Here is a 12,311-nt window from a genome sequence, read left to right on the forward strand (position 1 = left end):
GTTTTTCTCGGGAAGAGGCGCCTGCGGGCGCCTCTTCCCGTTTGCCCGTCACCGCGCGGACGCGATCCGTTGCCCGTCGCTCAGCCCTTCCCCAGGCGATCGGCCACGTCGAGCAAACGCGACCAAAGCGCCTGCCGGCTTTGTCCGTTGAGCCGCGCGACGCATGCTGCGAGCCGATCGCGGTAGTCGCGCGCGAACAGGTCGGGCTCGACGAGCCCGTACGCATTCGCCTGACGCAGCCGCTCGTCGGCCGCCGATCGCGGCTCAGCAGGCTTCGTCCCCGCCCCCGAAGGCGCGCGGGCATCGTCCCCATCGGGCGCCCCTTCCTCCACCAAACGGCGCGCCTTCTCTTCGGCTTGGCGTGCGCTGACGCGCTCGTACTCGAACCCGAGGTACGTCATCTCCCAAAACGCCGAGGCCAGCACGAGGTAGCGTTCCCGGCAGCACCACGAGCCGCCGAGCCATACCCGGCAAGCGAGCGTCCGCTCCCACGGCTCGAGCGTATAGGGGCGGGGTGCGGGCCCCTCGCCTTCCCCGGCGGCCGCGTCTCCGCGCACGACCGCTTGGCGCGCACGAGGCACGTCGTCGAGCGAGACGAGCGCAGCGGATACGCGCCGCTCGATCAGCCCGCTGCGCGCGTGCAGCACGAACGACTCGTCCGGCAACAGCAGGCTTCCGCGTGCGCGCTTCTTGTCGAGCGGCAAGCCGCGCATCGTGGCGATCGTGGCCGTCAGGCGCTTCTCCGCCGCACGGCGCCGCTTCGCAGGAAGCGCGCCCCAGTCGCCCGCGCGCGCCGCATGATCCTCGACAATGGCGCGAACGAGCAGCTTCTCGTCGCAGCAGCGCAACAGCATCTGCAGCGAGGGGATCTGCTTGACGTCGAGCGCCTCGCGTTCCCAAGCGCTACCATCCGACATGGCCGACCTCCTCCAACAGCGCGAGCGCGTCGGCGCACGGCATGACCGCAACGCAGCGCGCCGGGCATTCGGGCACCGCCGCAGCCGCGACCTCGTCGTCGAACAGGGGGATATCGGATGGCACCTCCTCCCCCGGCTCGTCCGACACGACGATGCGGCACAGGGGCAGCGTTTCGATGAGCACGAGCGATGCGGGATAGGCGCACGACGACCGTTGTCCGAATGCAGACATGATGCAACACCTCATAACGATGTTCCAGGGCGTGGGGAGGATGCTCGATCCTGCAAGCGTGGTACGGACGGCGTGGAACACCGCTGTCATCTATGGGCTGCCCGGCTAAGGCGAGGATGCCGGTTCAGCGCTTGCACTGGCTCTTTTCGGTTGACGACAGTATATCACACTATACGAACATTTGTTTGTAATTTATTCGAACAATCCAAGCAAATCGGTCAGCTCGTCGCGCGAGTGGATGTCGAGCTTGCGATAGATGTGGCGGATATGGGTTTTTGCCGTGCCGTTCGCGATGAACAGCTCGCGCTCGATGGAGCCGACGGTCTTATGCTGCGCCAGCAACAGCAGCACCTCCTCCTCACGCGGCGAAAGCCCGTAGGTGCGCGCCAGTTCCTGGCACCGGTTCGCCAGCTCCTGCTTCTTCACGATGGCCCGGTCGCCCGCGTCGCCCTCTTCGCCCAAAAACGACACGCCCCAGCGGCTGGACAGCTCCTTCTCCGAGAACAGGATCATCGTGGCCGCCACCACGAGGATGACCACGAGCGCGCTGACGACGGCCTGCGACCCGGCGAGCCCGAACGCCGGCGCGCCCAGCAGCTGCTCGGCCTGCCGTCCGAACAGGGTGAACAGCGCGCGAACGCCGCGTTCGATACCGAACAGCCACACGGCCGACATACCGTAGCGGTAGCACAGGTTCGCCATGATGAGCATGATGAGGATGGAGAACGCCGTGTACGAGGCGCTCGTGCAGAAATCGGACGCGGCCTGCCCCAGCACGCCCACGTTCGGCAGGATGAGGAACGCCGCCACCATGAGCGGCAGCGCGATGCGGTAGATCACGCCGAAGTCGAACTTGCCACCGCGCGCGATGACGCCCGCGAACACGATGCCGGCCACCGCCAGCGTGCCGAACGCCGAGTGCGGCCCGAACGTCGACTGGTACATCGACGACTCCTTCAGCCCGTACGCGAACGCGTAGATGGCCATGAGCAGCACGATCTTCCACGGGAACGAGAACCGCGACGGCTCGGCCCGCGGAAGCTCGTCGGGCGGCAGCGAGCGGAACCCGGCCGCGCAGGTGGTGAGCGACAGGATGGGCAGCACGAGCACGATGGCGCCGAGCCACGGCAGCAGCAGCCCGCGGCAGCCGTAGATGACGAGCGCGGCCACGATCATGGACGCCGAGTAGTACAGCGCCACGCGGAACGGGTTGAGGCAGCCGTACAGCTCCGACCACAGCAGGATGACGAGCGCGATGCCGAAGCCTCCCAGCAGCACGGCCGGCACGGCAAGCGCGTCGGCCCACCCTGGAACCCAGATCGACGCGAACATGCCGAGCGTTGACGCCGTGAGCGACAAGCCCGCGACGACGTACACCGAACGCTTCCCGAACAGCGGCCCGATGCGCTTCGCACAGGCGGCGCAGACGAACATCGTGGCGATCATCACGATGTCGAACGCGTCATGGCCTGCGACGGCGGCCGCAGGAAACTCGACGAACGAGCCCACGAACACAATTTCGATCCACGCGCGGTACACGCCCAGCCCGAGGAAGAACAGCGGAATGGACGGCAACCATGGCAGCAGCGGCCCCGGAGGGCGCACGCCCGTCGCGCTCGCGTCCCCGTCGCGCTCCTCGGATGCGATATCTTCCTCTACCCTCTCATCGTTCACCATACTACGAAGCCGGCGCACAGCCTGCCGACACCCCCTCCCCAGCGTTTCGGTGGCCTCCATTGTAGCGAACCCGCCGTCCGATGCCCAGAGCGCTCAGTGCGACACGTGGGTGATTGCTCATCGTAATGCCTGATCATCAATGGGATGATGCCTAAGGATGATGAAAATAACCCCGGTTTTCTGGCCCGTGGACGAACGACAAGCGCGCGGCGGCGGGCTATGGTGCGTTTCGAGGGGTTCGCCACCGCCGGGCGGGGCGAACACGAAGGACCGTCACGCTAGGAGGGCATCATGCACGAGCACGTCAATGGAATCAGCAGGCGCGATCTGTTCAAGTTCGGAGGCCTCGCGGCTGCGGGCGTCGTGGGCGCCGGGGCGCTGGCATCCTGCGCACCGCAGGCAACGAACGGCGCAGGCTCGGCCAGCGCTGCGAGCACGACCGACGAGGCTACCACGGCCGCCGGCCACCTGCGCACCGGCATGCCGAGCTTCCTCGCCGCGCCCGAAGCCATCGCCGACGTCAAGGAGACGAAGGACTTCGACGTCGTGGTCATAGGCGCCGGCGCGTCGGGCGTGCCGGCCGCGCTGTCGGCCCTCGAGGCGGGCGCGAAGGTGGCGCTGCTGCAGAAGGAGTCGCAGGCCATCGCCCAGGGCAACTCGGGAAGCGGCATCGACCTGGCCACGAGCGATCCCGCCGACATCGCCAACCTCGTGTCGCGGCTCATCGCCGACAGCCAGCACCGTCCCAACCGCGAGCTCGTGGAGCTGTGGGCGCAGAACTCAGGCGAGGCCGTGAAGTGGGTCATCGAGAAGTCGCTCGAAGGCGGCGCGCAGGTGATCGACCAGGGCAACGTGCAACATATGCCCCTGATCAACAAGCACGGCTACCAGATCAACTTCATCACGTCGTTCTTCGGCCCCAAGCCCTACAACACCGGCGACGGCATGCGCGCGCTGGCCGCCACCGCCGAGAAGGAGGGCGTCGAGATCTTCTACTCAACGCCCGCCGAGCAGCTCGTCACCGACGATGGCGGCAAGGTTACCGGGGTCATCGCGAAGGGCAAGGACGGGCACGTGCAGTTCAACGCCTCGAAAGGCGTGATCGTGGCGTGCGGCGACTACCAGAACGACGAGGAGATGCTGCACTACTACCAGCCCGACATGACGAACTTCGAGCCCAAGCAGACGAACAAGACCGGCGACGGCCACAAGATGGTGGTGTGGGCCGGCGGCAAGATCGAGGACCTCGCGCACACGAAGATGCTCCACGACTTCGATGCGGGCCCGGCTTCCATGTGCGACATGCCGTTTCTGGCCGTGAAGATGAACGGCAAGCGCTTCGCCAGCGAGACGGTGGAGATGTCGCTTATGAACTGCTACCTGCGCTCGAAGGAGGATTCCGGCCATTACTGCCAGGTGTTCGACAGCAACTACATGGAAGCGGCGGCCGAGTGGCCGGGCAAGCTCGTAGACCCCGAGGCGCTCAAAGTGTACATGCCCGAGGAGGACGTGGAGCGCGAAGGAGTGTTCGAAGGCCAGATCAACACGTTCAAGGCCGACACGCTGGAAGAGTTAGCAGACAAGCTGGAGATCACCGACAAGGCCGCGTTCGTCGAGAGCGTCAAGCGCTACAACGAGCTGGTCGCCGCCGGCAAGGACGAGGACTTCGGCAAGCCTGCGAACTACCTGATCCCCGTGGACACCCCGCCCTTCTACGGCATCCATCGCCACGTGCGCATGAGCGCCATCTGCTCGGGCGTGGACGTGAACCCGAACCACGAGTGCCTCACCCCGGAAGGCGAGGTCATCGAGAACCTGTACGCCATCGGCAACTGCTCGGGCGGCTTCTACGGCGGCATCGACTACCCGCTGACCGTGTTCGGCCTGTCGCTGGGCCGCTGCTACACCGAAGGCTACGTCATCGGCCGCATGGTGGCCGAGAAGTAGCGGCCCGCGCAGGAGAGCCGACCCCCTTCCCGGCTCCTCCGCAACCATATTCGCTCCGAAAACACGCCTGGTTGCGCTGAGGCGTGTGTTTGGGGCGAATATGCGATTCCCGAACGCCCGGCGCGCCGATGCGGCGCCGGGCGTTCGCGTTGCGCGGCCGCCGACCGATCGTGAGCTACCAGCTCAGCAGCTCGTAACCGTCTTCCGTGATAGCCACCTGGACCTCCCACTGGGCCGTGTCCGAGCGGTCGGCCGTGCGCACGGTCCAGCCGTTGGGATCGGACATGTCGATGGGCGCCTCGCCGGCGTTCACCATGGGTTCGATGGTGAACACGAGCCCCGGCACGAGCACCATGCCCGTGCCCGCCTCGGCCACATGGCTCACGAACGGGTCCTCGTGGAAGTCGAACCCGATGCCGTGGCCGCCGAACTCGCGCACCACCGAGAAGCCCTGCTCCTTCGCGTACGCGTTCACGGCCGCGCCCACGTCGCCGAGCAGCCCCCAGGGCTCGATGGCGGCGAGGCCCGCTTCCATGGCCTTCTTCGTCTCGTCCACCAGGCGCTGCCGCTCGGGCGACACGTCCCCGATGCAGAACATGCGCGAGGAATCCGAGTAGTAGCCGTCGAGGATGGTGGAGCAGTCCACGTTCACGATGTCGCCCTCCACCAGCACATGGTCGTCGGAGGGGATGCCATGGCAGACCACTTCGTTCACCGACGTGCACACGCTGTTGGGGAAACCCTCGTAGCCGAGGTCCGCGGGGATGCCGCCGCGCTCCACCGTGTAGTCGTGCACCCACCGGTCCACCTCGCCGGTGGTCGTGCCCGGCCCGATGCGCCCGGACACGTAGTCGAGCACGCCGATGTTGATGGCCGCGCTCTTCTTGATGCCCTCGATGTCGGCGGAACTCTTCAGCAGCGCGCGCTCGGGCAGCTCGAAGCCCTGCTCGTAGAGGCTCTGCAGGCGCTCGTCGAAATCGAGGTGGCACTTCTTGTACTTCTTGCCGCTGCCGCACCAGCATTCGTCGTTGCGACCGGGCTGTCCTTTGCCGTCATACATAGCGTTGTCCTTTCGTTCGCGGGCTATTGTACCCCTGTTAGCCCCCGCGAACATCGTGAAAGCCCGCCGGTGCGAGGGTTTCCGCAATCGAAACGCAGAACCCCCGACCTTGGGCGCAAAACGGCACTCCTGACAATCTCGGGGCGGGCAGGAGGCGGTTTGCCACGCTGGGGTCACAAGAAAACCCAGGTGACGGGAGCTCGCTCGTTCTTTGGCCGCTCGATTTCATCCTCCGAATTGTCATGGGTGCCGATTTGCGCCCAAAAACCGGAAGCGGGGGCATCCGCACGCGCCGCGAAAGGCTACTTCCGCGACGCCCCCGCGCTCCCGCCGTGGCGGCGCTTGAAGCGGTGGTAGACGAGGACGCCGATCAGCACGGCTGCGGCCGTGACGGCGAACACGACGGCCATGGCCCGCCAGTCGCCCGCGGCGGCAAGCGAGGATCCCAGCGTGATGGCCAGCACCGACGGCAACCTTCCCGCCGTCGTAACGATCACGAGGTGCGCAGGGCGCATGCCGGCGAGCGCGGCGAAGTAGGCCATGAGATCCTTCGGCAAGCCGGGGATGAAGAACGCCGCGAGGATGGCGAGGTCGAGCTTTCGCGCCTCGCGCAAACGCGCCAGCTCCGCCCGCCGCTTCGGCGAAAGGAACGCGACCAACACCTTGTCGCCCCACAGCCGCACGATGCCGATGATGGCGAGGCAGCCGACCACGCTGGCGGCGAGGTAGACGAGCGCTCCCTTCCAGAAACCGAACGCGTAGCCCGCCGCCAGCTCGAGCGGCTCGCTCGGCACGACGACGGTCGCCTCCTGCAGCACTACGAGCGCCCCGAGCGCGACGGGGGCGAGCGGCCCCAGGCGCTCCACCTGCTGCTGGACGCGATGGCCGTTCGTGAAGAACGCGAGCACCTCGCGACCGTGCAGGAGCATCGCCACGAGGACGGCCGCAAGCACGCAGACGATCACGGCGAGGATCGCCCATCGCCGTCTGCGCAACCGCTTGCCATCGTCCATATCGCCGCCTTCCCGGCCGACCGTCCGGGCGATCGTGCCTGGGACGATTATCGGACGAGGTGGCGCAGAAGTGGTTGCCGTCCGGCAACGGCTCGGCAACGTCGCGCCCCGAGCCTCAGATCTGGCGTTTGGCGCAGCCGATGCCGAGGGCGCCGGGCCCCACGTGGCAGGCGATGCTCAAGGGGAGGCGATCCACGTACACATCGGCGGCGCCGAACGCCGCGCGCACCTCGCCGGCAAAGGCCTGCGCATCGTCCTCGCGATCGGTGTGCGCCACGTAGAGATGAACGTTCTCCATGCCGCCGAAACGCTCCCGCACGTCGTTGGCCAGGGCCTTGATCATGGCCCGCTTGGCCGCCTTGAGCGTTTTGACCACCGAGAACGCATCCAATTTATCGCCCTGGATCTGCAACACCGGCTTGATCTTGAGCACCGAGCCGATGGTGGCGGCAGCCGGCGTGATGCGACCGCTTCGATGGAGGTAGGACATCGTATCCACCATGATGTAGATGCTGGCGTCGAGCTTCGTCTGCTCAAGCAGCGCGCACGTTTCAGCTGCGCTTTTTCCGGAGTCGAGCCACGCGCGCGCATCGAGCACCGCCTCGCGCTGCGTGACCGAGATACGCTGGTCGTCCACCACGTGCACGCGGCCGTCCAGGTGCTCGGCCAGGCTGCGCGCCGTCTCGCACGACCCGGACAACCCGCTTGACATGGGGATGTAGATGATCTCGTCATGCGTTTCCAACAGCGTGCTCCACCGTTTTCCCAAATCGACGATGGAAGGCTGCGAGGTGGCGATGTCCGCGCCGGCGCGCTGCCGTTCGTAGAAACGCTTTGCATCGAGGTCGATGCCCTCGAAGCACTCCACGCCATCGACGACGAAGGGCATGGGCACCACGAACACCCCTAGGCGCGCGGCCTCGTCTTCCATGATGCCGCTGTTGGTGTCGGTCACCACCGCAACGTTTCGGCTCTGCCCCATGATCGCCCCGTCTTTCGTCCCATCATGCATCGGGCGGCAGAAAACTCTGCCGCCCGATGTGCGCCGACGCCCCTCGGCGTCCGCAACGTTCATATGCTCCCATTATGCCCGATGGCGCGATTCCGCGCATCGTCGGCGATTGCGGAGTCACACCATCTTCACCAACCGCGCCGAACGGGCCGCGATCCCCAACCGATGCGGGGAGCGGCCCGCTGCGGCCGGCTTACCCGCGCACTTCGGCGCCGGTGGCGCCGGACACCTTCTTGACCAGGCGATCGTGCGCCTTGTCCACCTCTTCGCTCGTAAGCGTGCGGTCGGCGGCACGGTACGTGAGCGCGTAGGCCATGGACTTCTTTCCGACGCCGACGCGCGCGTCGTCGCGATACACGTCGAATAGGCGCACGTCCTCCAGGAGCTTGCCGCCCGCCGAGGTCATGCACTGCACGAGCTTCTCGTGGGTGACGCCCTCGTCCACGACGAACGCCACGTCCATCGACACGGCCGGGAACGTGGGCACGTCCACGTAGTCGCGCGCCGGGCGGCTGGCCTTCGCGAGCGCCTCCACGTCCAACTCGAACGCCACGATGGGCGCCGTCGCGTGATACGCGTCCACCGCCAGCGGGTGCAGCTCGCCAACCCAGCCGAGTTCGGTGCCGCCCGACAGCACCGCGGCCGCGCGGCCGGGCTGCAAGTGCGGCGCCTCGTCGGCCGCGAGCGCCTTGAAGCGCAGCTTCGGCAGCGCCAGCTCGCGCGCGAGGCTCTCCACCGCTCCCTTGCCGTCGAAGAAGTCGAACGCGGCGGGCGCGACGTTCCATCCGGCCTCCCCCATGGCGCCGGCCATGACGGCGGCAAGGCGGCGGCGCTCCTTCGGCTGCTTTTTGCCCTCATGGGCGAAGAACACGGCGCCCGTCTCGTAGAGCTGCACGTTCTTCACGCCGCGGCTCTGGTTGTAGGCGACGCTGCGCACGAGGCCGGGGATGATGCTCTGGCGCATGATGGACTGGTCGGCGTTCAGCGGGTTGATGAGCTCCACCGGCTGGCCGAGGCCCTCAGGGCTCATGCGCAGGCGATCGAGGTCGCCCGGCTCGGCGAACGAGTAGGTCATCGTCTCGTTGAGGCCGCTCGCGCACATCGCACGGTTGATGACGTCGGTCACGTGCTCGAGGTGCGAGCGCGTGCCGTAGCGGCCGCGGCCGCCCGGCAGCGTGGCCGGGATGCGGTCCATGCCCCAGAGGCGCACCACTTCCTCGTACAGGTCGATCTCGCGCTCGAGGTCGGGGCGGAACGTCGGCGCCGTCACGGACAGCACGTCGGCGTCGTCGGTCTCGGCAACCGCGCAGCCCAGGCGGCTGAGGATGTCGACGACCTCCTCGCGCGGGATCTCGGCGCCCATCATGGCGCAGAAACGCGGAACGCGGAACGTCAGGTCGACGGGCTCGGTCTTCTCCAGCCACACGTCCACCATGCCGGGGCACACCGTGCCGCCCGACACCTCGGCGATGAGCGCGGCGGCCATATCGGCGTTGAGGGCCACCGGGTTGTCGTCCACCCCGCGCTCGTAGCGCATGGACGCCTCGCTGATCAGGCCCAAGTTGCGGCTCGTGCGGCTCGTGTGCGCACGGTCGAACGCGGCCGCCTCCAGCAGCACCGTGGTGGTGGCTTCGGTGACCTCGGTCTCGAGGCCTCCCATGACGCCGGCCAACGCCACGGCGCGCTCAGGCGTGGCGATGACGGTCATGTCGCCCGCCAGCTCGCGATCTTCGCCGTCGAGCGTGGTGAACCGCTCGCCCTCGGCCGCCGGGCGCACGATGATGTGCGCCTTGCCGTCCGCGCCCGCCAACGTGTCGAAGTCGAACGCGTGGAGCGGCTGGCCCAGCAGGAACAGGATGTAGTTCGTCACGTCCACGATGTTGTTGATGGAACGCGCGCCCGCGGCGGCCACGCGCTCGGCCAGCCAGTCGGGGCTCGGACCCACCTTCACGTTGCGGATGACGCGCGCCGTGTAGCGGCAGCAGCGGGAGCTATCGGTGATCTCGACGCTCACCTGGTCGGCCGCAGGGACGGCGTCGGCGTCCTCCACGAGGTCGATCTGCGGGTACGCCACGTCGGTGCGGTACATCGCGCCCACCTCGCGCGCCATGCCCGCCATGCTCAGGCAGTCGGGACGGTTCGGCGTGACCTCGAGGTCGAGCACCGTGTCGGACAACTTGAGGTAGTCGGCGACGGGCGCGCCCACGGGCGCGTCCTCGGGCAGGATCCAGATGCCCTCGTGGTTGCTGCCCATCCCCAGCTCGCGCTGCGAGCAGCACATGCCGCAGCTCGTGACGCCGCGCAGCTTCGACTTCTTGATCTTGAAGTCGCCGGGCAGCACTGCGCCGATGGTGGCCACCGGCACCTTGATGCCGGCCGCGATGTTCGGCGCGCCGCACACGATCTGCACCGGCTCGCCCGCGCCCACGTCCACCGTGACCACGTGCATGTGGTCGCTGTCGGGGTGCTGCTCGCACGTCTCCACAAAGCCCACGACCACGCCATCGTACGCTTCGCCGGTCTTCTCCACCGCCTCGACGCCTGTGCCCGTCAAATCGAGCCGGTCGCAGAACGCCTTCGTGTCCGCAGGCACGTCCACGTATTCACTCAACCATTTCAGAGATACTTTCATCAGTTCTTCCTCTTTCCACCAAGCGCCCGTCTGACTGAATCCCCCGACCCGATACGGCCGAGGGCGCAGACGGGAGGCAGCAACGTCAATAATGCGAAGGGTCGGCGGGCAGTGCCCACCAAGCGAGTTCCGCACGAGCCGAACAGCCCAGTGGGCTGTTCGAGCGAGCAGGACTGCCGAGCGACTGGGTGCCGCCCGCCGACCCGCCAGAAACCCTAGAACTGGCGAAGGAACCGCATGTCGCCTTCCACCAGCATGCGCAGATCGGGCACGTTGTACTTCAGGCAGGCGATGCGCTCCACCCCCATGCCGAACGCGAAGCCGGAGTACTTCTCGGGGTCGATGCCCGACATCGACAGCACGTTCGGATCCACCATGCCGCAGCCGAGGATCTCCAGCCATCCGGTGTTCTTGCAGAAACGGCAGCCTTCGCCGTGGCAGATGCCGCAGCTCACGTCCACCTCGGCCGACGGCTCCGTGAACGGGAAGTAGTGGGCGCGGAACCGCGTCTTGCGCTCCTCGCCGAACATCTGCTTGCAGAGGTAGTCGAGCGTGCCCTTGAGGTCGCCGAACGTGATGCCCTCGTCCACGACGAGGCCCTCGATCTGCGTGAATTGGGGCAGATGGGACGGGTCGGCCACGTCGCGGCGGTACACCTTGCCGGGCGCGATCACGTAGATGGGCAGCTCGTTGTCCTCCATCGCGTGCACCTGCACGCCGGAGGTCTGCGTGCGCAGCAGCACGTCGGACTCGCCGCGCACGGCCGCCTGCGCGCCGGAGAGGTCGCGCACGTAGAACGTGTCGGCCAGGCTGCGGCTGGGATGGTCGGCCGGAGCGTTGAGCGCCTCGAAGTTGTAGTAGTCCGTCTCCACCTCGGGACCCGTTGCCACCGTGTAGCCCAGGCCGAGGAATATCTCGGAGATCTCGTCGGTGATGCGGTTGATGAGGTGGCGCGTGCCCACCTGCTGCGCGCGGCCCGGCAGCGTCACGTCCACGGCGGCCGCGTCGATGGCGGCGGCCAGCTCGGATGCCGCAAGCTCCTCCTTGCGCGCCGCGAGCGCGCCCTCCACGGCGGCGCGCACCTCGTTCGCCGTCTTGCCCACGGCGGCGCGCTCTTCCTTCGCTATCTGTCCCATCTGACGCAGATAGCCCGTCAGCGTGCCCGCTTTGCCCAGCACGCCGATGCGCACCTGCTCGAGCGCTGCGGTGTCGGCCGCCTGCGCGATACGGGCGATGGTCTGCTCGCGCAGCGACGCCAGTTCCTCCACGATTGCCATAGTGCCGTCCCTTTCCGTCTCTCACCTCGCGCCACCCGCGCGGCGGCGCAATAAAAAAGAGCCTTCTCTCGTCCTTGCCCCTGGGGATTGCTCCCCGATCCAAGGACGAGAGAAGGCTCTCGCGGTACCACCTCGGTTGACGGCTGCGCCTGCGCGCTGCCGCCCGCTCGTTCGCTCTGTGACGGGAGCTCCCGGCGCATCCTACTTGGCGTCTCGCCGGGCGGCGACGGAATCGCGCCCTGCGTCCGCGTTCAAACGCGCTGCTCGGAAGGGAATCGTCGCACCCGCCGCCCGGGTTCCTCTCAGCCGGTGAGAACCCGTCTCTGATGGCGGCGCCGTCGCGCGGCGCTGTCTTCGTCATCGCATGTAACGATGTAGTCTAGCACATGAGCGCACGACCGGCGCGAAATTCCACAAGGGACCCGAGGACCGCACGCAAAGGGGCATCTTCGCTCCTAAAACACGCCACAGCCTGTGTGGCGTGTTTTAGGAGCGAAGATGCCCCCTGGATGGCAGGCCGCGCGTGCCGATCCGGTCATGCTAA

General features: G+C 67.2%; 9 protein-coding genes. 1 reads left to right on the forward strand and 8 read right to left on the reverse strand.

Annotated features, from left to right (window positions below):
- Nucleotides 1–80: 80 nt before the first annotated feature.
- From C1A15_RS14640 to C1A15_RS14650, 3 genes are all read right to left on the reverse strand, one after another.
- Nucleotides 81–917, reverse strand: coding sequence for a hypothetical protein (locus tag C1A15_RS14640; protein ID WP_101723247.1), 837 nt, complete (start codon nucleotides 915–917; stop codon nucleotides 81–83).
- Nucleotides 904–1,149, reverse strand: coding sequence for a hypothetical protein (locus C1A15_RS14645; protein WP_101723248.1), 246 nt, complete (start codon nucleotides 1,147–1,149; stop codon nucleotides 904–906). Before C1A15_RS14645 ends, C1A15_RS14640 begins: the two co-directional genes overlap by 14 nt.
- 192 nt (nucleotides 1,150–1,341) lie before the next feature.
- Nucleotides 1,342–2,826 carry a helix-turn-helix transcriptional regulator gene (locus tag C1A15_RS14650; protein ID WP_101723249.1) on the reverse strand — a complete coding sequence of 495 codons (1,485 nt, stop codon included), beginning with the start codon at nucleotides 2,824–2,826 and terminating at the stop codon, nucleotides 1,342–1,344.
- A gap of 291 nt (nucleotides 2,827–3,117) precedes the next feature.
- Between C1A15_RS14650 and C1A15_RS14655 the strand changes: the two genes are divergently transcribed.
- On the forward strand, nucleotides 3,118–4,773 hold the full coding sequence (locus C1A15_RS14655; protein ID WP_101723250.1) for an FAD-dependent oxidoreductase: 1,656 nt from the start codon (nucleotides 3,118–3,120) through the stop codon (nucleotides 4,771–4,773).
- A 175-nt stretch (nucleotides 4,774–4,948) separates the two neighbouring features.
- Here the strand turns inward: C1A15_RS14655 and C1A15_RS14660 are convergent, their stop codons facing one another.
- From C1A15_RS14660 to pheS, 5 genes are all read right to left on the reverse strand, one after another.
- Nucleotides 4,949–5,833, reverse strand: a complete 885-nt coding sequence (locus C1A15_RS14660; protein ID WP_101723251.1) for a methionyl aminopeptidase — start codon at nucleotides 5,831–5,833, stop codon at nucleotides 4,949–4,951.
- Nucleotides 5,834–6,135: 302 nt separating this feature from the next.
- The gene (locus C1A15_RS14665) at nucleotides 6,136–6,846 is read right to left on the reverse strand and encodes a TVP38/TMEM64 family protein (protein WP_101723252.1); all 711 of its coding nucleotides are present in this window, start codon (nucleotides 6,844–6,846) and stop codon (nucleotides 6,136–6,138) included.
- Between the two features lie 115 nt (nucleotides 6,847–6,961).
- Nucleotides 6,962–7,828, reverse strand: coding sequence for a DegV family protein (locus C1A15_RS14670; protein ID WP_101723253.1), 867 nt, complete (start codon nucleotides 7,826–7,828; stop codon nucleotides 6,962–6,964).
- Between the two features lie 223 nt (nucleotides 7,829–8,051).
- Complete coding sequence (gene pheT / locus C1A15_RS14675) at nucleotides 8,052–10,490, reverse strand: phenylalanine--tRNA ligase subunit beta (RefSeq protein WP_101723254.1); 2,439 nt, start codon at nucleotides 10,488–10,490, stop codon at nucleotides 8,052–8,054.
- Between the two features lie 215 nt (nucleotides 10,491–10,705).
- The gene (gene pheS, locus C1A15_RS14680) at nucleotides 10,706–11,767 is read right to left on the reverse strand and encodes a phenylalanine--tRNA ligase subunit alpha (protein WP_101723255.1); all 1,062 of its coding nucleotides are present in this window, start codon (nucleotides 11,765–11,767) and stop codon (nucleotides 10,706–10,708) included.
- Nucleotides 11,768–12,311: the final 544 nt, after the last annotated feature.

This window comes from Eggerthella timonensis (assembly GCF_900184265.1).
GTDB classification, from domain to species: Bacteria; Actinomycetota; Coriobacteriia; order Coriobacteriales; family Eggerthellaceae; genus Eggerthella; species Eggerthella timonensis.